General features: G+C 65.9%; 15 protein-coding genes. 11 read left to right on the top strand and 4 right to left on the bottom strand.

From position 1 onward, the window contains the following. Positions 1-153 precede the first annotated feature (153 nt). Together GKE62_RS04775 and GKE62_RS04770 are read left to right on the top strand one after the other, a co-directional pair. Positions 154-1,467, top strand: coding sequence for a glycosyltransferase family 2 protein (locus GKE62_RS04775; RefSeq protein ID WP_230206915.1), 1,314 nt, complete (start codon positions 154-156; stop codon positions 1,465-1,467). Beyond that, positions 1,464-5,009, top strand: a complete 3,546-nt coding sequence (locus GKE62_RS04770) for a PAS domain S-box protein (RefSeq protein WP_195908590.1) — start codon at positions 1,464-1,466, stop codon at positions 5,007-5,009. The genes GKE62_RS04775 and GKE62_RS04770 overlap by 4 nt, the downstream gene beginning before the upstream one ends. 80 nt (positions 5,010-5,089) lie before the next feature. On the opposite strand, the gene GKE62_RS04765 is transcribed toward GKE62_RS04770, so the two are convergent. After that, positions 5,090-5,659, bottom strand: a complete 570-nt coding sequence (locus tag GKE62_RS04765) for a hypothetical protein (RefSeq protein ID WP_154691236.1) — start codon at positions 5,657-5,659, stop codon at positions 5,090-5,092. A gap of 410 nt (positions 5,660-6,069) precedes the next feature. Between GKE62_RS04765 and GKE62_RS04760 the strand changes: the two genes are divergently transcribed. Continuing rightward, positions 6,070-7,179, top strand: a complete 1,110-nt coding sequence (locus GKE62_RS04760; protein ID WP_230206914.1) for a molybdopterin-dependent oxidoreductase — start codon at positions 6,070-6,072, stop codon at positions 7,177-7,179. Then, entirely contained in the window at positions 7,176-7,487 is a 312-nt protein-coding gene (locus GKE62_RS04755; RefSeq protein WP_154691234.1) for a cytochrome c, read from the top strand. The genes GKE62_RS04760 and GKE62_RS04755 overlap by 4 nt, the downstream gene beginning before the upstream one ends. A gap of 29 nt (positions 7,488-7,516) precedes the next feature. Here GKE62_RS04755 and GKE62_RS04750 read toward each other — a convergent pair whose 3' ends face one another. Further along, positions 7,517-8,641 (bottom strand): NAD(P)/FAD-dependent oxidoreductase, encoded by a 1,125-nt coding sequence (locus GKE62_RS04750; protein ID WP_154693560.1) that lies wholly within the window; start codon positions 8,639-8,641, stop codon positions 7,517-7,519. A 126-nt stretch (positions 8,642-8,767) separates the two neighbouring features. Between GKE62_RS04750 and GKE62_RS04745 the strand changes: the two genes are divergently transcribed. The 4 genes from GKE62_RS04745 to GKE62_RS04730 all read left to right on the top strand — a co-directional run bounded on the left by GKE62_RS04745 (position 8,768) and on the right by GKE62_RS04730 (position 12,261). Beyond that, complete coding sequence (locus GKE62_RS04745; RefSeq protein WP_154691233.1) at positions 8,768-9,166, top strand: VOC family protein; 399 nt, start codon at positions 8,768-8,770, stop codon at positions 9,164-9,166. A gap of 65 nt (positions 9,167-9,231) precedes the next feature. Continuing rightward, entirely contained in the window at positions 9,232-10,086 is an 855-nt protein-coding gene (gene purU, locus GKE62_RS04740) for a formyltetrahydrofolate deformylase (RefSeq protein ID WP_154691232.1), read from the top strand. Positions 10,087-10,228: 142 nt separating this feature from the next. Further along, on the top strand, positions 10,229-10,762 hold the full coding sequence (locus GKE62_RS04735; protein WP_154691231.1) for a cytochrome b: 534 nt from the start codon (positions 10,229-10,231) through the stop codon (positions 10,760-10,762). Further along, complete coding sequence (locus GKE62_RS04730; RefSeq protein WP_154691230.1) at positions 10,759-12,261, top strand: acetyl-CoA acetyltransferase; 1,503 nt, start codon at positions 10,759-10,761, stop codon at positions 12,259-12,261. The genes GKE62_RS04735 and GKE62_RS04730 overlap by 4 nt, the downstream gene beginning before the upstream one ends. A 21-nt stretch (positions 12,262-12,282) precedes the next feature. On the opposite strand, the gene GKE62_RS04725 is transcribed toward GKE62_RS04730, so the two are convergent. Next, the gene (locus GKE62_RS04725) at positions 12,283-13,239 is read right to left on the bottom strand and encodes an MBL fold metallo-hydrolase (RefSeq protein WP_230207052.1); all 957 of its coding nucleotides are present in this window, start codon (positions 13,237-13,239) and stop codon (positions 12,283-12,285) included. 152 nt (positions 13,240-13,391) lie between these two features. Then, positions 13,392-16,154 carry an Rne/Rng family ribonuclease gene (locus GKE62_RS04720; RefSeq protein ID WP_154691228.1) on the bottom strand — a complete coding sequence of 921 codons (2,763 nt, stop codon included), beginning with the start codon at positions 16,152-16,154 and terminating at the stop codon, positions 13,392-13,394. A gap of 537 nt (positions 16,155-16,691) precedes the next feature. On the opposite strand from GKE62_RS04720, the gene GKE62_RS04715 reads away from it, so the two are divergent. The 3 genes from GKE62_RS04715 to GKE62_RS04705 are packed head-to-tail and all read left to right on the top strand — an operon-like array spanning position 16,692 to position 20,733. Next, positions 16,692-17,552 (top strand): N-acetylmuramoyl-L-alanine amidase, encoded by an 861-nt coding sequence (locus tag GKE62_RS04715; protein ID WP_154691227.1) that lies wholly within the window; start codon positions 16,692-16,694, stop codon positions 17,550-17,552. A gap of 51 nt (positions 17,553-17,603) precedes the next feature. Beyond that, positions 17,604-20,123: a penicillin-binding protein 1A gene (locus GKE62_RS04710; protein ID WP_154691226.1), complete on the top strand. Its 2,520-nt coding sequence runs from the start codon at positions 17,604-17,606 to the stop codon at positions 20,121-20,123. A gap of 58 nt (positions 20,124-20,181) precedes the next feature. After that, complete coding sequence (locus GKE62_RS04705) at positions 20,182-20,733, top strand: peroxiredoxin (RefSeq protein ID WP_154693559.1); 552 nt, start codon at positions 20,182-20,184, stop codon at positions 20,731-20,733. Positions 20,734-20,858: the final 125 nt, after the last annotated feature.

The following is a 20,858-nucleotide window of genomic DNA, read 5'->3' as shown; positions in this document are numbered from 1 at the left end:
GCCACGCTCAGCTTGGTGGTCGTGCTCGCGCGCAATGCGGTTTCGACCATCCAGCTATTCGTTGCGGCTTGGGTCTTCGCCCGGCGGATCAAGCCGGCACCGCAGTCGATCGACTTGTGGTCACGTTACGAGGATCTCGCCCCTCCGGTTTCCGTGATCGCGCCGGCTTTCAATGAAGCCCTCTCGATTGTCGATAGCGTTCGCGCCCTCCTCGCACTCGAGTATCCGGACCATGAAGTCATTGTGGTCAATGACGGCTCTACCGATGCGACCCTGGCCACGCTGATCGACGCATTTCAGCTCAAGCCGGTCGAGCGTAGCCAGGTCGTCACCCTACAACGCACGCGCGTTCTGGGGGCCTATGCCTCGCCGCATCATCCCAAGCTACTGGTCGTCGATAAGGAAAATGGCCGTAAGGCAGATGCCGCCAATGCCGGCATTGGCTTCGGCCGTATGCCGCTGGTGTGTGTGATCGACGCGGATTCGATCATCGAGTCCGATGGGCTACTGCGTGCCGCCGAGCCGTTTATGACCGACGATGGGGGACTGGTAGCCGTCGGCGGCGCAATCCGCATCGTCAACGGCAGCAGCGTGCGCGGTGGTCACATCGATACTGTAGCGCTCTCGCCACGCTGGCTGCCACGCTTCCAGTCGATCGAATACATGCGGGCGTTTTTAACCGCGCGCGTCGCCAACTCTCATTTGTCGATGCTGATGCTGATCTCGGGCGCGTTCGGAATTTTCAGCCGTGCCGTGGTCGTCGAGGTTGGCGGCTATCGCCACGATACCGTGGGCGAGGATCTCGAACTGGTTACTCGCATCCACCGGCACATGCGCGAGCAGCGGCGGCCCTATCGCATCGGTTTCGTGCCCGAAGTGGTCTGCTGGACCGAAGCGCCCGAAACGCTGCCCGGCTTGCGCAATCAGCGCGCGCGTTGGGAACAAGGGGCGCTGGAAACGCTGGTCAAGCATCGCCGCATGATTTTCAACCCACGTTACGGACGGGCAGGACTGGTGGCGATGCCACTGATGGTGCTTGAGGATGTTATCGGTCCACCGCTCGAGCTGATCGGCTACCTCCTCGTGCCGCTGGGATATGCGCTGGGCATCCTCGCTCCCGAGCTTGCGCTCGCTTTCCTGGGCCTAACCTTCGTCTACGGCACCGCTATCAGTATCGGTACCCTGGCGCTCGAGGAAAAGCAGCTACGGCGGACCCCCTCGGCCGCCGACCTCGCGCGCCTTGCGCTTGCAGCCGTGCTGGAAAACTTCGGCTATCGCCAGATCAATCTTGTCTACCGCTTGGTGGGCATTGTCCGCTTCGCGAGAGGCGACAGCTCGTGGGCAGCGGTGCCCCGCACGGGGTTCACCCGCGCCGAGCCCGATGCCAAGACCGGCTATCCGCCGCCCCCCGAGCGACGCGCGGCGACGGAAGACGAGGTTGTGGAATCCGAGGAGCGCCGGGCGTGACCGAGCCGAAGCGAAATTCCTCGCTCGCTCTGCTGACCGTGGTGGCGCTGGCCGTAGCGCTTCTTGCTTGGGGCGGTATCAGCATCACCCGCGACTTCGGGCGAGTTGTCGCCCTGTGGCTGCCCAATGCGGTGCAATTGGCGATTCTTCTCGATCGCAATGCGTCGCGCAATGTGAGCATGCTGATAGCGGGCCTAGCCGGCAATCTCGTGGGCAACCTGTTCGCAGGCGATGTTCCCGCGCTAGCGTTGACTTACGCGCTGGCGAACAGCCTCGAGGTACTCATGGCTTTCGTCATTGTGCGCCGGCTGCTCGGAACGGTGCCCGATGCGGCCGATTTCTCGCATTTGGCTGCGTTGAGCGTGGCAGGACTGATCGCTCCGGTTGTGTCAGGCCTTGTCGCTTCAGTGATCGTCTCGTGGCCCGAACCGCCTACACTGCGCGTCTGGCTCACGTGGACACTAGCGCGAGGGCTAGGACTGCTGCTGGTCACCCCCGCGCTGCTGATTGTGCTGCGGGCATGGCGCGAGCGTGAATGGCCAAGCAGCAGGCGCCTCGCCGAGTGGGTCGTGATCGGACTTGCGGGAAGTTTGGTGACGCTCGGGGTGTTCGCGCAAAGCAGCTTCCCCCTGCTGTTCCTCGTCTCGCCGATGGTTGTGATCGCCGCATTCCGTCTCGGCACTTTGGGCACCGCGCTGGCGGTGACGATGATCGCGGTCATCGCCGGCACGGCGACCGCGCTTGGAACCGGGCCGGTCCAGCTGGTGACCGCCTCGCTGCCGACCAAATTGCTCGTGCTCCAGGCCTTTCTTGCGGCGAGCTTTGCCACGGGCCTTCCGGTCGCAGCGCTGCTTGAGGGACGCAACCGCATTGCGCGCGAACTCGCCGAGCAGCGCGAGCTGGCGCGGTCAGTCGTTGAAAGCCTGCATGAGGCGATCTTCCGCACCGACGACCAGGGCTGCCTCACCTTCATCAACGGCGCGTGGCAAGATCTGACCGGACGCTCAGCGAGCGAAAGCCTGGGTCTGTCAATCGTTTCGATGCTTCCACCCGACGAACAGCGCGTGGCCCGCGCCGCCTATGCCCGCCTCGTCGACGGCGAAGCGCGTCATGCGCTGTTGCAGCTAAGCTTGCCGGAGGGCGATCACCAGCAGCGCTGGCTCGAAGTCAGCCTTAGCGGCCTTTACGATGGTGCAAAGCGACTTGCGGGGTCGACAGGCGTAATTCGCGACGTCACCGAGCGCGAGCGTGCACTTGCAGAGGTCCGTGAGGGTCGTGCGCTGTTCGCGCGTCTCGCCGATCTCTCGCCTGCGGGAATCTTTCGCACCGATGCCAGCGGTGCGATCACTTACGTCAACCGCGCCTGGGCCGAGCTCACCGGGATTGACGCAGCCCGCGCCGCCGCATCCGGATGGACCCATACGATCCATCCGAACGACGCGATCAGGCTGGCGGAGGGTTGGAAGGAAGCCGTGGAGCACGGCACGTCGTTCAGGGGCGAGGTCCGCTTCGTACATGCCAATGGCCGAACCGTTTGGACCGAGGCGCTGGCCGCTCCTGAGTTTGGCGGCAATGAGATGATCACTGGCACCATCGGCGTGCTGATCGATATCACCGACTATAAGACGGCCCAGAGCCAGTTGGCCGAACGCGAGGAGCAACTCCGCCTGCTCGCCGACAACGCCACCGACGCAGTCTTTCGGCTCGATCTCGATGGTGTCTGTACATACGCGTCGCCTTCGGCCCTCGAGTTGCTGGGTTCACCGCCGGCCTATCTCGAAGGCAAAAGCATGTTGGCGCGATTCCACCCCGACGATGCGCCGCGGGTCTTCGCAGCGTATCGCGAGCTGGCCGAAGGCCGCCTCGATCGCACGGTCGTGACCTATCGTTCCTTGCCGGTGTCGGGCGATGCCGGCTGGCGCTGGCTCGAAGCCAACTGCGGTCTGGTGCGCGACCCAAAGAGCGGCAGGCCATGCGAGGTAATCGCGTCGATCCGTGACGTCACCCAAAGCAAGGAACTCGAGCAGGAGCTCGAGGCCGCACGCTTGCGTGCTGAGCAGGCCACTACCGCGAAATCGCGCTTCCTCGCCAACATGAGCCATGAGATCCGCACGCCGATGAATGGCGTCCTAGGCTTCGCCGAACTGCTCGCAAGCAGCGATCTGTCGCCCGAGCAAGCGCATCAAGCACAGCTAATCGTCGATTCAGGGCAGGCGATGATGCGACTGCTCAACGACATTCTCGATGTCTCGAAAATCGAGGCGGGACAGATGACCGTAATGCGCGAGCCGGTCGATGTGCACCACGTGCTCAAACGCTGCATCGCGCTGATGGCGCCCGGCGCCAGTGCCAAAAGGCTCGATCTCACGCTCGACGTCGATCCGACGGTTCCGGAATTGATGCTCGGCGATAGTCTCCGCCTGAGGCAAGTCGTTCTCAATCTGATCGGCAATGCGGTAAAGTTCACCGAACGGGGCGGAATTTCGGTCAGGGCATCCGCCAAGGATTCCGCCACTTTGACGATCGCGGTCGAGGACAGCGGCATAGGAATTCTCCCCGATCGCCTGCCGGCACTCTTCGAGCCGTTCCGTCAAGCCGAGGACTCGACCTCGCGACGCTTCGGTGGGACCGGCCTTGGGCTGGCCATCAGTCGCGACCTCGCAGTGCTGATGGGCGGCGACCTTACCGCGCGAAGTGTGGCGGGACTGGGATCCGTGTTCACCCTGACCCTGCCGATGGCAAAGGCGCCGAGCCCCGCGTCGCGACCGCCCCAGTCCCTGCTGTGCGACGAGACCAGATCGAACGTCGACGATGTGACGAAGCCGATTCAGAGCGTTCGCATTCTTGTCGCCGAAGACCACGAGATCAACCGCCAGCTTGTTCTCGCGATGCTGCGCAGGCTGGGGCAGGAGGCAGATTTTGCCGCCGATGGCGCCGAAGCGGTGGCGAAGGTTGATGCCGCAAGGGCGGAAGGCCGGCCATACGCTCTCGTGCTCATGGACATGCAGATGCCCCATATCGACGGTCCCGCCGCGGCGCGCCTGATCCGAGCACATGGCGCAGACGCGAATGAGCTGCCGATAGTCGCGGTAACCGCAAATGCAGCGCCGGACGACATTGCGACCTGCCTCGCTGCCGGAATGCAGGCACACCTGGTGAAGCCGATCGAAATCGAAGCCCTTGCCGGCGCGATATCACGCTGGGTAGCTGTGCCTTCAACGCCTCGCGCAGCTTTGGCCGAGCTGGAGCTTCCGCCCGAGCTCCAAGCTCAGTTTATAAGCAGCAAGCAGAGCCTCCTCGAATTGATCGATGCCGGCTCAGTCGCGCCTGACTATGCCGATCGGCTTGCGGTCGCGTTGCATCAGTTGGCCGGGACGGCAGCCCTCTTCGGCGAGCCTGCGCTGGGCGCCCTTGCCGCCCAAGCCGGCGAAGCTCTTGGGGCGCCGACAGACCCTTCCGCTCGGCCAGCGATCGAGCTTCTCCGCGATGCGCTAGAGGGTGGCGCTCGGCACAGTTCCGAAGCGCTTTGCGCCCATCGATGATGCGCACACCTCATCGATCTCTGTGATGTGGAACATTGCTAGGATTGGGCCGAGCGCCAGCAGACCCTGCGCCATCGGCACTACGAGTTATCGGACCGTTCGGACTGAACCACCCGCAGACCCCAGCTGCTGACTGGAGCAGCCGGCATCTGGCCGTCGGTCGAAGTGAAGAACGTCGACATCAGCGTCCGACCTCGCTGGCTGAGCTTGATCCTGTCGGGTCTGCCACCGCTGGCGTCTCGCCGCGTCTCGATCAATCCCTGCTCGACCAGCAAGGAGACGTAGCGGCGTATGGTGTCGCGAAAGCCAGGTGCGAACTTGCAGACCGCGTCGACGGACAATTCCTCGTTGTCACGGCGGGCAAGAAAGAGTTCTAGGAGAATGTCCCAAGCGAACTCGCCGAACAGCCCCGGGGCAAACATGTCGTCGCGAATGCGGCGTCCCACGTACAGCGCTTCGGCACGCCCGCGCGGCGAGCGTCCAGGCAAAGCGTCGAACTCAACGACATCGTCGCAATCCTTGACTGGCGCTGACTTCAGTCCAGCTGACCGCGCGGCGCGAACCAACTCCCTCGCTTGTTGCATGAGCTCTTCAGCCTGCCGATACAGCTCCTCGGGAGTGGCGCTCTGAGCACCTTCATGTTCCTTCATTTCACTCGACCCATCTTCTTTTGTTTTGGTCTAGTTTCCGACGAGCCTGACGCCACCTGCTCGTCCACCCACCATTGCGGCCCGTGAATCCGAAAATGCTCGAACAGCGTCTCTCGGGCAAGGCTTTCTTTGCTTGGCCACCGTGCGCAGCTTGAGCTCGTGCCCGCTGGCTAATCGTATGTAAAAAGCACGATCCGTCCTGTGGCCGCTCGTCCCCCCTCATGCTCCCGATGAGGCGCGAGTTTGCTTGCGCTGGCTGCCAGCGCGGCTATTCATCATGCAGGTGCGAACTTGCTCACGCTGGTGAAGGCTCGTCGACGATGATCGCAGTCCCTCGCAGGGCATTCTTGGCGGGCGTCGCTGCGTCGCTTGCCCCAACGCTCGCGGCCGGAAGGGAAAAGTCGGTCCTGATGCCGTTCGCTAACGGGCAGCGACCACTGGTGCGGCTCCCGCAAAAGCGCGCGATGATCGGGTTGACCGCGCGGCCGCCACAGCTCGAAACGCCGTTCGCGGTGTTCGCCGATGGCTTGCTGACTCCGAACGACGCCTTCTTCGTGCGCTATCACTTGTCGGGCCTGCCGGATGTCGTCGATCCTGCTTCGTTTCGCTTGACGATCGGCGGACACGTCGACGCGCCACTGAAGTTGTCGCTGGCCGAGCTACGGCGCGATTTTCCGGTCGCGGAAGTAGTGGCCGTCAACCAGTGCTCCGGCAACAGTCGCGGGTTCGTCGAGCCGCGAGTGGGGGGAGGGCAACTGGGCAACGGGGCGATGGGCAACGCGCGCTGGACCGGAGTTTCGCTGAAGGCGCTGCTCGATCGGGCAGGCGTGCGGGCGGGCGGGCGGCAGGTTACGTTCAACGGACTCGACAATCCGCCGACCGATACGATCCCGGACTTCGTCAAGGCGCTCGACCTCGATCACGCCCGCGATGGCGAGGTGCTCGTCGCCTACGCCATGAACGGTGCCGATTTGCCCTTCCTCAACGGATACCCGCTGCGGCTCGTCGTCCCGGGATACTATGGCACTTATTGGGTCAAGCACCTCGACGAAATCAACGTCGTCGACGCTGAGTTCGGCGGCTATTGGATGAAGTCGGCTTACCGGATCCCGGACAACGCTTGCAATTGCGTCGCGCCGGGGGCCAAGCCGGACAAGACCAGACCGATCGGACAGCTCAATATACGCTCGTTCCTGACCAGCCACGGTCCGGGGCAAAAGCTGGGTCGCGCCGGGCCGGTCGTCCTGCGTGGGATAGCTTTCGATGGCGGGGCTGGCATCGCGCGGGTGAAGGTTTCGGTCGATGAGGGCGCGACCTGGAGCGAAGCCAGGCTCGGCGAGTCCCTTGGGCGTTTCTCATTCAGGGAGTGGAAGTTGCCGGTCATGCTCGCGCGCGGGCGTCACGCGATCAAGGTCCGTGCGTTCGCCCCGGACGGCACCACTCAGCCGCTCGAACCATTGTGGCAACCTTCGGGGTATATGCGCAATGTGGTCGAGACCGTGACCTTGGACGTGGCATGATTCGCTGGCTGGCGTTCGGCGTCGCTGCCAGTCTTTGCGGGCTTGCCGTCTGCGTGTCAGCCAAGCCGGTGAAGCTCGATCTTCCGCTAGAAAAAACGCCTCTTGAGCTGGCGACGGCGGATGCCGAAGTCGTGGTCAATAATTGTTCGGCTTGTCATTCGCTCGACTACATCGTCACCCAGCCGCGCGGCAAGGGCGAGGAATTCTGGCGTGCGGCGGTGGCCAAGATGGTCAACGTGTACAAAGCGCCGGTTTCAACCGAGGATGCCGACGCCATCGCCAAAGTCCTCGGCCGCAAGTTCGGCTGAGACGCTCGATACAGCGCCAGTTGCAGGTATCACAACGCCTGCGCGGCGGCCCACCCGCTCGCCCAGGCCCACTGGAAGTTGTAGCCGCCCAGCCACCCGGTGACATCTACCGCCTCGCCGATCACGTAAAGTCCCGGCAATCGCCCCGCCTCCATCGTCTTGGACGACAGTTCGGCGGTGCTGACTCCACCCACGGTGACCTCCGCCTTGGCGAACCCTTCGCTGCCATTGGGCAGGAACGGCCAGCGCGCCAATTGCCGTTGTGCCTGCTGCAATGCCGTGTCGCGGGCGGCGGCTAGCGGTCCAGGCAGCGCCAGCCGTTCGGCAAGGGCGTCGGCCAGTCGCGCGGGAAGCGCCGCCCTCAAGGTGTTTGCCAAAGTCGCGCGGGGGTGATCCTGCTTCGCCTGGATGAGCCAATCCCCAATGGCGTCGGGCAGGAAATCGACTTCGACCGTGTCTCCGCGGCGCCAGTAGGACGAAACCTGGAGAATGGCCGGGCCGGACATGCCCCGGTGGGTGAACAGCGCCGCCTCTCGGAACCTGCCGGTGCCGCATCGAGCGACGACCTGGGTTGCCACGCCTGCGAGATCGCGGAATAGGGCATCCTCGCCGGCCAATGTGAGGGGCACGAGTGCGGGGCGGGGTTCGACCACCTTCAGCCCGAACTGACGCGCCAGGTCGTAGGCTATGCCGCTCGCGCCCAACTTCGGGATCGACGGACCGCCGGTGGCGACCACCAGGGAGCGGGCGCGCGTTATGCTTCTACCGGTCGCGACGATAAACCCGTCGCCGTCGCGTGTCACTTGCCCGATAGTCTGGCCACACTCGAGGCTTACACCGCCCTGGGCGCATTCCGCCAGCAGCAGCTCGACGATCTGCCGCGCGGACCCATCGCAGAACAATTGGCCGAGTGTCTTTTCATGCCAGGCGATGCCGTGGCGTTCAACCAGCGCGAGGAAATCGTGGGGTGTGTAACGGCTCAGCGCCGACTTCGCGAAATGAGGATTGGCGGAAAGAAAGCGATCAGCGGCGGTGTGCAGATTCGTGAAGTTGCAGCGCCCGCCGCCAGAGATAAGAATCTTCTTGCCCGGCTTTTCGCCTTGCTCGAGCACAAGCACCCGGCGGCCGCGACGGCCCGTCTCTGCCGCGCACATCAGGCCAGCCGCGCCCGCGCCCAGGATTATGACGTCGTAGCTTCTCACTGCGCTCACTCCGCCAAGGCTTCCCGATCAAGCGGGGCGCGCTAAAAGAGCTGCGCGATAGGCTGCGGGGAAGGCAATATGAAGGTCAACGCGCTTGATCACGTCAACATCATCGCCAACGACCTTGATGGCACCGCGCGGTTCTATGCCGAGCTGTTCGGGCTCGAACGTCGCGACGGCCCGCCGCCGCTGACGCCGAAGGAAGCGCAGTGGATGTTCGATGATGCCGGTCGCGCGATCCTGCATATCAACAGCGTCGATTGCCCGCGCGCTTTTGCTCGCGAGGTGGCGCCGGGACCGACCGGATCGATCCACCATGTCGCGCTGAACTGCTCGGGGTTCGACGAGATGGACGCTCGGCTCGAAGCACGCGGGCTGGAACGGCAGGTCAACTTCATCGAGTCGATCGGGCTGCGCCAGATTTTCACGATGGACCCTAACGGCGTGCTCCTGGAACTGAACTTCTTCGGCGACTAGCCGCTGCGCTCGGGGGGTGCAAATCCCAAGCCGGGCAGCTAGGCGCGCGCGGGGGAGAGTTTCCGATGGCCGACGTCCAGATCCTGACCCTTTCGTGCGACGACAAGCCAGGGATCACCGCACGGGTGACCGGGTATCTGTTCGAGCACGGCGGTAATGTACTCGAGGCACAGCAGTTCAACGACGTTGGCAGCGGCGCGTTCTTCATGCGGGTCGAATTCGATCCTGACGGAGCGGACCTCGCCGAGCTACGCCGGGGGCTGACCGCGCTGGCCCGCGAATACGCGATGGAATGGCAGCTCCGGGCCAAGGCCACCCCGCGCAAGGTGCTGCTGCTGGTCAGCAAGTTCGATCACTGCCTGGACGACCTGCTTTATCGCCAGCGGATCGGCGAACTGCAGATGGAGATCGTCGGGATCGTCGGGAACCACCCGCGCGAGGCTCTCAATATCTCGCCGCTCGGCGACATGCCCTACCACCACTTTCCGGTCACCAAGGACACCAAGCCAAACCAGGAAGCCCGGATCAAGGCGCTGGTCGAAGAAAGCGGGGCCGAACTCATCGTGTTGGCCCGCTATATGCAGATCCTCTCGGACGACCTGGCGCGGTTCCTGAGCGGGCGGTGCATCAACATCCACCATTCGTTCCTCCCTGGTTTCAAGGGCGCCAAGCCCTATCACCAGGCGCACGCCCGCGGGGTCAAGATGATCGGCGCGACCGCGCACTACGTGACGGCCGATCTGGATGAGGGTCCGATCATCCACCAGGACGTGGAAAACGTTAGCCATGCGGACTCACCGGAAGACATGGTCCGCAAGGGGCGCGACATCGAACGCCGTGTGCTGGCGGAGGCGGTACGGCTGCACTTGCAGGACCGCGTGTTGCTGAATCGCGAGCGGACGGTCGTGTTCCGGACCTGAGTGGGGACACCTCGTCCACTGAACTCATCCTCTTGGGCCATCCGCATTGTCGTAAGTGACACAGACAGGTGGCGCATTTCCGCTCTCGACCGCGGTGGTGCGTGCGGTTAAGCCTCGCGCCGCGCAACAGGAGACAAGCCGCATGGCCACCGCCTATGGGATCGACCCGGCCCACCGCTACAGCTCGGTCGCGCGAGGGTTTCACGCGGCGATCGCGGTCCTCGTGATCGGCAACCTCGCCGGCGGCCTGCTTCACGATTTCCTGCCCAAGGACTGGAACGTGATTCCCCTGCACAAGTCGATGGGGCTGCTGATCCTGGTTCTCAGCATCGGCAGGATCCTGTGGCGGTTCACCTGGAAAACCCCCGCCTATCGCCCCGCGCTCAAGCCGTTCGACCTGATGCTCGCCAAGACCGTCCACGTTGCCTTCTATGCGTTGATCCTGATCATGCCTCTGAGCGGATGGATCTTCAGCTCGGCTAGCAAGTACGGTGCCGCGTTCTTTGGCATCCCGGTCACGCTCCCAGTCGCCAAAGGCAGCCCGCTGGCGGGCCTGTCGCATGAGACGCACGAAATCCTCGGCTATGCGATGGCCGCGCTGGTGGTCCTCCACGTCGGCGCCGCGCTGCGCCATCACTTGATCTTGAAGGACGGCGTCCTGCGGCGGATGTGGTGAGCGATCCCGAGCGTACTCCGGTCATCATCGCGGTCGGTCAGGTCAACGACCGTCCGGCCGATCCCGCTCAGGGGCTCGATCCGCTCGGCCTGATGGTCGCGGCGCTGCGCGCGTGCGAAGCCGACGCCGGAACGGCGCTGCTGTCCGATCTCGACAGCCTGGCGGTGGTCGATCAGATCAGCTTTCGCGAGATGAACCCGCTGTGCGGGCGGCTCGCCGCAGCGCTCGGTGCCGCGCCTGCGACGCTCGAGCAGTCGGACAAGCCGCACGGCGACACCCCGATCCGGATGCTCAACGATGCCGCCAACCGGATCGGCGCGGGCGAGGCGCGCTTGTGCGCCGTGGCCGGGGCCGAAGCCTTGCGCACCGCCGCCCAGCGCGCGGCGCAAGCCGCACCCGGAACCGACGCGAGCTATGCCCTGCGCCGCCCGGCCAAGCTCCACCGCGAACCCGACTACGCCCAGGCCCACGGACTCGTCGCGCCGGTCGACGTCTACCCGCTCTACGAAAACGCCACCCGCGCCGCGTGGGGGCAGTCGCTGGCCGAGGGCCAAGCCGAGAGCGGCGCGATTTGGTCGCGGATGAGCGAGGTCGCGGCGGGCGAGGAGGGCGCGTGGATCAGGAAACCGGTCGATGCCGAGGCGATCCTCACCGCCGACGCCGGCAACCGCCCGATCGCGTTTCCCTACACTAAGCTGACCGTCGCCAACTCCTCGGTCAATCAGGGCGCGGGGTTCGTCGTCGCCAGCCTGGCCGAAGCACGGCGGCGCGCGATCGCCGAGGAACGGCTGGTCTTCGTCGGCATGGGCGCGGCGGCGAAGGAACCGGCGAGCATTCTCGCCCGCGACGGATTCACGGGTTCGGTGAGCATGGAAACTTCGATCCGCCGCACGCTTGAACTCAACGCGACGACCGGCGCGGACTTCGCCTTCGCCGAACTTTATTCCTGCTTCCCGTGCGTTCCTAAGATGGCGCGGCGACTACTCGACTGGCCGCTCGACCGGCCCGCGACCGTGTTCGGCGGGCTGACCTTCGGCGGTGGACCGATCGGCAACTATATGAGCCATGCGGTGGTGGCGATGGTCGGCAAGCTGCGCGGGGCAGGGGGCAACGGCTTCCTCTTCGCCAACGGCGGGTTCGCCACCGACAACCATTGCATCGTGCTGTCGCGCGAGCCGCTCGCGGCGGCTAAGTTCCCGCAGGATTACGATTATCAGGCCGAAGCCGACGCGTTGCGCGGCGCGGTGCCGGTGTTGGACGAGGCATATGCCGGTCCGGCGACGGTCGAAAGCTACACCGTGTTTTACGCGCGCGACGGGCAGCCTCGTGGCGGGGTGGTGGTGGCGCGGACCCCGGCGGGCGCGCGGACGTTGGCGCATGTGGACGTGGCCGACGCCGGGATGGTCGCTTTTCTGACCGATGGCAGGTCGGAGCCAGTGGGCGTTTCAGGCCGGATCGAACCGCGCGGCGAGTCCGGGCGGTTCTGGGTGCACGGCTAGGCTCGCGTCCGACACATCGTTTTAGAACGCGCGTACCTCTCCCAGTTGCATCACCCAGGCAGCAGTTTCGCCGAATTGCTGCTCGAGTGCGGCGCGTTTGAAGCGTAAAAGGGCTTCAAACGGGTCCTCGGGGGTGAGCATGATGCTGCCCCAGTGCATCCCGACCGCCGTTTTTGCTCCGATGTCGCGGGCGATGCCGATGGCTTCCTCGGGCGTGGCGTGGCTGGCCTGCATGATGCTGCGCGGCTCGTAGGCGCCGATCCCGACCAGCGCGAGATCGAATGGCCCGGCGCGCTCCCCGATCTCGCGAAATACAGCCCCCGGCGCGGTATCACCGCCGAACCAAACGTTTCGCGTCTGGGAGGCAAAAGCGAAGCTGGCCCACAGCGTCCGGTTGCGGTCGCCCAGGCCCCGGCCGGAAAAATGGACCGCTGGCAGGCAAGTGATAGCCAGTTCGCCAAGCCGCCAGTCCTGCCACCAGTCGAGCTCGACCACGTCGCGGAAGCCCTGTCGCCTCAGGAGGGCGGCCAGCCCCAGCGGACAGACCACCGGTGTTTCCGCGCGGTAACAATAGGCGCTCAGCGCGCGGGTATCGAGGTGGTCGTAATGGTTGTGGCTGATCGCGATCAGATCGAGCCTGGGCAGCGCCTCGGCCTTCACGGCGGCGTCAAGGAACCGCTTCGGCCCGAGACCGACGGGGCCCGCGGTGCGGCTCAGATAGGGGTCGGTGAGGACCAGCTTGCCCGCCATGCGGAACGCGAAACAGGCGTGGCCGAGCCAGGCGATCTCGTTTTCCGCCAGCACAGCCAGATCGGGCGGTGTGGGTGCGGCAAGGCCCGGCGGCAGCGGCGGAACCTTGGCCCGGCGCATGGCCAGCATGAACCGCAGGAAATCGCGCGGCGTCGCGGACTGCACCGGGCTGCCGGGCGGATTGCGAAAGCCGCCGCCGGGGCGGTGATGAGGCGGAGCCTGGGTCATTTCGGTCAATTTCCCATGTCCGCTCATGTCGAGCGAAGTCGAGACACGCGCGCAATGTCGAGCCATTGCGCGGCGTGTTTCGACAGGCGCCCCCTAAGCGGGCTGCCCGACACGAGTGGGGTGGGGACTACGCTGGCTAATGTCTGCGCTCATCACCCGAAAGTACGCTGCCACCAGCCGCTGCGCGGTTTCGCGGCCGGTTCGTCGCCCGGCGCATCCTCGTTGGCTGCAGCGGGTGCCGCGGGTCCGGCTTCTTCCTGAGTCGCGGTCTCCGGCGCCGTGTCGGCCTTGGCCGCGGCCTTGCGCGCGCGTGGCTTCTTGACCGGTGCCGCCTCGACTGCTTCGGCTTCGACTTCCACCGGAGGCTCGGCCGCCAGTTCGGCGACCGGCTCGGCCTTGCGCCGCGAGCGGCGGACAGGCTTGGCCGGGGCTTCGTCCTGAACCGCTTCGACCGGAGCTTCGGCCGTCTCGACCGGAGCCTCTAGCGTTTCCGCGTCCGCCTTGCGGACGCGGCTGCGGCGCTTGGGCTTGGCCGGTTCCGCTTCAGGATCGGCGACGACGGCGATGTCTTCGCCAAGTTGCTCGGCCACTTCGGCGACGGCTTGGCCTTCGACGGCCTCGCCATCGACCCTGGCTTCGCCTTCTTCACCGCCCTCGAAGCCTTCGCCACGACCACGGCCACCACGACGGCGGCGGCTGCGGCGGCGACGCTTGCGCGGGCCTTCGCTGCCATCGTCCTCGCCCTCGGCGGGAGCGGCGGCTTCGGAGCTCTCGCCGTCAGCGCTGTCGTCGGCTGCTTCGGGCGAGCGCGCACGCTCCTCGCGCGGCTCGTCGCCACGCTCGCGGTTTCGCCCGCCACGGCGGCGGCGGCGCTTGTTGCGATCGCGGTCGCCGCGTTCGCTCCGCTCGCCGTCCTCGCCACGCTCGTCGCGGTCATCCTCTTCCTCGTCCTCGGCGGTCTCGATCTCCTCGTCGTCGAGGTCGTCGGGTTCGGGCTCGGCGATTGGGGCGAACGTCGGAACGTGGGTCGGACGTGGGCCTGACGAGGCGACGCGCATCTTGGCGCCTTCGTCCTCGCCCTCGGGCAGCACTTCGACGCGGACCCCATAGAGATCCTCGATCGCGCCGAGATCGTGCCGCTTGGCGTTGAGCAGATAGATCGCGGCTTCCTGGCTCGCGAACAGCGAGATCACCGAGCCCTTGCCCTTGGCCGCCTCGTCCTCGATCATCCGCAGCGCCGAAAGGCCTGCGCTCGACGCGGTGCGGACCAGCCCCGAACCGTCACAGTGCGGGCACGAACGGGTGGTCGCCTCGAGCACCCCGGTACGCAGACGCTGGCGGCTCATCTCCATCAGCCCGAAGCCCGAGATGCGCCCGATCTGGATGCGCGCGCGATCGTTGCGCAGCGCATCCTTCATGCACTTCTCGACCTTGCGGACGTTGGCGCCGTATTCCATGTCGATGAAGTCGATCACCACCAGCCCGGCCATGTCGCGCAGGCGCAATTGGCGGGCGATCTCGGCGGCGGCTTCCATGTTGGTCTTGAGCGCGGTCGCCTCGATCCCGTGCTCCTTGGTCGAACGGCCCGAGTTGATGTCGATCGAAACCAGCGCCTCGGTCGGGTTGATCACGAGGTAGCCGCCCGATTTGAGCTGGACCACCGGATCGTACATCGCCGTCAACTGGTCCTCGGCGCCATAACGCTGGAACAGCGGGACCGGGTCGGCATATTGCTTCACCCGCTTGGCGTGGCTGGGCATCAGGAGCTTCATGAACTCCTTGGCCGAGCGGTAGCCGCCTTCGCCCTCGACGACGACTTCCTCGATCTCCTTGTTGTAGATGTCGCGGATCGCGCGCTTGATCAGGTCGCTGTCCGAATGGATCAGCGCCGGAGCCGACGACTTGAGCGTGTTCTCGCGGATCTCGTCCCACAGCCGGGCGAGATAATCGAAGTCGCGCTTGATCTCGGGCTTGGTCCGGCTCAGCCCGGCGGTACGAACGATGCAGCCCATCGATTTGGGCAGGTTCATCTCCGAGATGATCGACTTCAGACGCTTGCGGTCGGCCGCGCTGGAGATCTTGCGGCTGATCCCGCCGCCGTGGCTCGAGTTCGGCATGAGCACACAGTACCGGCCGGCCAGGCTCAGATAGGTGGTCAGCGCCGCGCCCTTGTTGCCGCGCTCTTCCTTGACGACCTGGACGAGCAGCACCTGGCGGCGCTGGATGACGTCCTGGATCTTGTAGCGGCGGCGCAACGCCATGCGCTTGTCGCGCAAGTCGTCCGCGGCCTTGGCCTGGGCGCGACCGCCCTGGCGGCGGCCCCGGCGCTGGCGACCGCCACGATCGTCCTCGGCGCGATCGCCGCGATCGTCTTCCCCGGCTTCTTCGCCCCGCTCGCCTTCGGCGCCTTGTTCGTCGTTGGCCTGCCCGGTCTCGTCATCGGAGACCTCGCCGCCCTCGATCGTGGCGACATCGTCCTTGTCCGAGGTGTCGACTTCCTCGACGCCATCGTCGCCCGCCAGCTCGTCGACGAATCCGTCGGCGCTTTCGCCGTCCTCGTTTTCGCCGCCTTCATAGTCGTCGTCGTCGGCCTCGTCGGCGGCGCGCAGCGCGGCTTCCTCTTCGGCGTGGGCGGCTTCCTCGGCGAGCAGCGCCTCACGGTCCTGCTTGGGGATCTGGTAGTAGTCGGGGTGAATTTCGCTGAAAGCGAGGAACCCGTGGCGGTTGCCGCCGAAATCTACGAACGCGGCCTGGAGCGACGGTTCGACCCGGGTTACCTTGGCAAGGTAGATGTTGCCCTTGATCTGCTTGTGGTCGGCGGATTCGAAATCGAACTCTTCGATCCGGTTACCCTTGAGCACCGCGACCCGGGTTTCTTCCGGGTGGCGCGCGTCGATGAGCATGCGCGTGGTCATTGTGAATTCTCCTGGCGCGCGGGGGGCGGTGGAGCCACCGGCCGGCGGCGCGCGATTGCAATGCAGCACGCATCCCGCCGGGGAGAACCCGGGCGGAGGTCGACGTGCGATTTGGGGTGATGCCGATGCAGGGCGTGGCAGCCCCACCGCTCGGCGACGGTTCGCGTGTGTCTGCAGTCGGCGAAGTGCGCGGCGAAAGGGTGCGCGCGCCGGGCGACGCAAGCGCGGCCGCGGGTTCGAAAACCGGCGATTGCGCTAACGAAGGACGGCTATTCATGAACTGCATCAACCTGAAAGTCCCGGAAAATATGTCTCCGGGCGCGGTGCCCTCCGGCCGGAGGCGATAGCTCCGTGGCGGCTTTTCGGTCACCCTTGCGGTGGCTCGCCGTGGAGGATCGCTGGGCCGGCCGGCCCGCGTCGGCACCGCTAGCAAAGCGTTCCGCGACGGGCAACCAAAACCGGAACGCGCGCGCCCGCGCCCGGGTTTACTTCGTGCTGGACCGGGCCGCGGCAGGCAAGGCATAGGCTGGTCCTGGCATGATCGCGCTGTTCACCCTCGTCGCCGGGTTGCTGCTTCAGGCCTGGCCCCTGCCGTTCGATGTGCATCTGGGCGTCCGCGCGCGCGTGCCGTCGTATGTCGTGCGGATCGTCCTGCCGCCCGCCGAGCCGGAAATCGATCTGCCGCGGATCGCCGGCCCCGACGACGCCAGCCGACCGTTGGTGGTGATCGATCCCGGCCACGGCGGCCACGATCCCGGCGCGAGTGGGGCAGGCACCTTGAAGGAGGCGCAGCTCACCCTGGCGCTGGCGCGGAGCTTGCGCGACGCGCTGGTCGAGCGCGCCCGCGTGCGCGTGGCGCTGACCCGCGACAGCGACCGCTTCCTGACGCTGGACGAACGCTATGGCATCGCCCGGCGCCTGAACGCCGACCTGTTCGTGTCGATCCACGCCGACGCCGCCGCCGACGAAGGCGCGCGCGGGGCGACGCTCTACACGCTGTCCGAAAGCGCCTCCGACAGCGAAGCCGCCAGGATCGCGGCGCGCGAGAACCGGGCCGACACGATCAACGGCGTGGCGCTGAAGGAGCAATCGGGCGACGTCGCGGCGATCCTGCTCGACCTTTCGCGGCGCCAGACGCTCGATCGCTCTGCCGGGTTCGCACGGCTGGTGCTGCGCGAGAACAACGGCGCGATCCGGTTCCGACCCGAACCGCTCAAGAGTGCCGCGTTCGTCGTGCTCAAATCGCCGGACGTGCCCTCGGTGCTGTTCGAATCAGGCTATATCAGCAATGCCGACGACGCCGCCCGCCTGCTCGATGCCAAGTCGCGCCAAGGCTTTGCCAACGCCTTTGCCCGTGCGATCGAGGCCTACTTCGCCCGCGTCCGCGCGACGGGCTGAGCGCCGCCGCCGTTGCGGGCGTCGCCGCGGCTGCCTATACGCCCTCCCGATATGGTCGAAACCACCGCTGCCGAACCCTTCCGCTACCGCATCCGCCGCGAAGCCGGGGGCGCGTGGGAGTGGTTCCAGCGCAACTACCGCACCAGCAAGTGGTTCAGGCGCGGGGCGATCGCGGGCGGCGTCTTGCTGGTGCTGTACCTGCTGTTCTCGATCTGGGTCGCGCGCGACCTGCCCTCGGCGGACAAACTGCTGACCTACCAGCCGCCGCTGCCGACGATCGTACGCGGGGTGGATGGCGAGATCGCCGACAGCTATGCCCGCGAACGCCGGGTCCAGCTGCGCTTCGTCGACTTTCCGCCGCGGGTCTACAACGCCTTCCTCGCCGCCGAGGACAAGACCTTCTGGACCCACGGCGGGATCGATTATCCCGGCTTCGTCGGCGCGGTATTCGATTACGCGACCAAGTTCGGCTCGGGTCAGCGGGCCAAGGGTGGCTCGACGATCACCCAGCAGGTCGCCAAGAATATCCTGCTCGGCGACGAATACTCGATCACCCGGAAGCTCAAGGAACTGGTCCTCGCCCGCCGGATCGAGAATGTCCTAACCAAGGAGCAGATCCTCGAGCTCTATCTCAACGAAATTCCGCTCGGGCGGCAAAGCTTCGGCGTGCAGGCCGCGAGCCGCGCCTATTTCGACAAGGACGTCAAGGACCTGGCGCTGCATGAGGCGGCGTTCCTGGCGATCCTGCCCAAGGCGCCCGAACGCTATGGCCGCGCGAAGAATGCGCAACTGGCGATCGAGCGACGCAATTTCGTGCTCGACCAGATGGCCAAGAACGGCTTCGCCAGCGAGGCCGAGGTGGCGCAGGCCAAGGCGATGCCGCTCGGCCTGATCGCGCGCCGCGCCGAGGGCAAGGGCGTGGACGCGGGCTATTTCCTCGAGGAAGTGCGCCGCCAGCTTCTCGCCAAGTATGGCGAGAAGGCCGAGGACGGGCCGAACAGCGTCTACGCCGGGGGGCTGTGGTTGCGAACCTCGCTCGATCCTGAACTCCAGATGTCGGCGCGCGATGCGCTGCGCGACGGGATCATGCGCTTTGGCGGATCGCGTCCGTTTTCCCGGCCGCTCGCCCATATCGACCTGGGCGAGGGAAGCTGGCAAACCCAGTTGATCGTCTCCAACCTGGGGATCGCCTACAAGGACTGGCGCATCGGCGTCGTCACCCAGCGCAGCGGCGCGAGCGCAACAATCGGCTTTGCCGACGGCAAGACCTATCCGCTGGTGGGCGTCCCCGACGCGTTGCGCGCGGGCGACGTCATCGCCGCCAGTCCCAGCGGCAGCGGGTATGCCGTGCGCGTGGTTCCCGAAGTCTCCGGCGGAATGGTCGTCGAAGACCCCCACCGCGGGCGCGTCTACGCCATGCAGGGCGGGTTCGATTCGCGCCTCGGCTCGTTCAACCGCGCGACCCAGGCCGAACGCCAGCCGGGCTCCACGATCAAACCGTTCGTCTATGCCACCGCGCTCGATTACGGGATGACCCCGGCCTCGATGGTCCTCGACGGCACCTTTTGCGTCTATCAGGGCGCCGCGCTGGGCGACAAATGCTTCCGCAATTTCGACAGCCGCGGCGGGGGCGGGACCCACACCTTGCGCTGGGGACTGGAGCAGTCGCGCAACCTGATGACCGTGCGCATCGCCAACGACACCGGGATGGAACACGTCGTCAATACCATCAAGCGGATGGGGATCGGCAACTACGACCCTTACCTGTCGATGGCGCTGGGGGCGGGCGACACCACCGTGCAGAAGATGGTCAACGCCTACGCCGGTCTTGTCAACTTCGGCCGGCTCAACCAGCCGACGCTGATCGACTACGTCCAGGATCGCAACGGCAAGGTCATCTGGCGGGCCAAGAACCTCAAGTGCTCGGCCTGCAACATGGCTGAATGGGATGGCAAGCAGATGCCCCGCTTCAACCCCACCGGCGCCCAGCGAATGGATCCGCGCACCGCGTACCAGACCGTCCACATGCTCGAGGGCGTGGTCCAGCGCGGCACCGCCACCGTGCTCAAGGACCTCAACCTGCCGCTGTTCGGCAAGACCGGAACGACCTCGGGTCCGACCAACGTCTGGTTCGTCGGCGGCACTCCCGACATCGTCGGCGGGGTCTACCTCGGCTACGATCAGCCGCGCAGCCTGGGCGGGTATGCGCAGGGGGGACGGATCGCCGCGCCGATCTTCAAGGAATTCGTCCAGAAGACCCGGGAGCGCTGGGGCGACGTGCCGTTCCGCGCTCCGGCGGGCGTGCGGATGGTCAGGGTCGATCGGGTCTCCGGCAAGCGGGTGTTCGCGGGCAATCCCGGTACCGACGCCAAGTCGCCCATCATCTGGGAAGCATTCAAACCCGACACCGAGCCGCGCCGGTCGATCAACCAGGGCGAGATGGACGCCAAGGCGCGCGTTCTCGCCGCGCTCGAACAGGCGCGCGCGGCGCGGCTGGGGGCCGGCGCGCGGGCGCAAGACAGCACGGCTGCGCCTCGCGACTTCGTGGAGGAGCAGGGCGGGATCTATTAGGCGCCTCCGAAGACGCAGGGCATTGTCTCGCGCGCGATTAGGCGCGACAATGCGACTCATGCGCACCATCCTTCCCCTTATCGCCGCCGGGTTCGCCCTGGCCCTGCCCACCGCCGCCAGCGCCGAATTGCCCACCGGGGCCAAGGCGCCCAACTTCACCGCAAGGGGAGCGCTGGGCGGCAAGCTGTTCACGGTCAATCTGGCGCAGGCGCTCAAGCGCGGCCCGGTGGTGCTGTATTTCTATCCCAAGGCGTTCACCCAGGGCTGCACCCTGGAGGCGCACGCCTTCGCCGAGGCGACCGCCGATTTCCGCGCTGCCGGAGCCACCGTGATCGGGCTGTCGAACGACGATTTTCCCACGCTCCAGCGGTTCTCGACCGAAGCCTGCCGCGACAAGTTCGCGGTGGTTTCGGCCACTCCGGAGGTGGTCAAAGCCTATGACGTCGATTTGGTCCGCGACGGCAAGTCAACCGGCTACACCAAGCGCACCAGTTACGTGATCGGCCAGGACGGGCGGGTCAAGCTGGTCCATTCGGACATGGACTACAAGGACCACGTCCGCATGACGTTGAGCGCGGTGCAGGCGATGAAGGCGAAGAAGAAGGCCTGACCTCGGCCTGATCCTCCCCCTTCTGGGGGAGTTGGCCCGCCTCAGGCGGGAATGCGCAGAAGGGCGCCTTCCGCAGCGCTCTGCGCGGCACCTCTCTTGCAAGGGAGGATCGCTCCGCCAATCTT

Source organism: Novosphingobium sp. Gsoil 351, from assembly GCF_009707465.1.
GTDB lineage: Bacteria > Pseudomonadota > Alphaproteobacteria > Sphingomonadales > Sphingomonadaceae > Novosphingobium.
The sequence above is the reverse complement of the archived record's forward strand: the minus strand, read 5'-3'. Positions and strand labels throughout refer to the sequence as shown.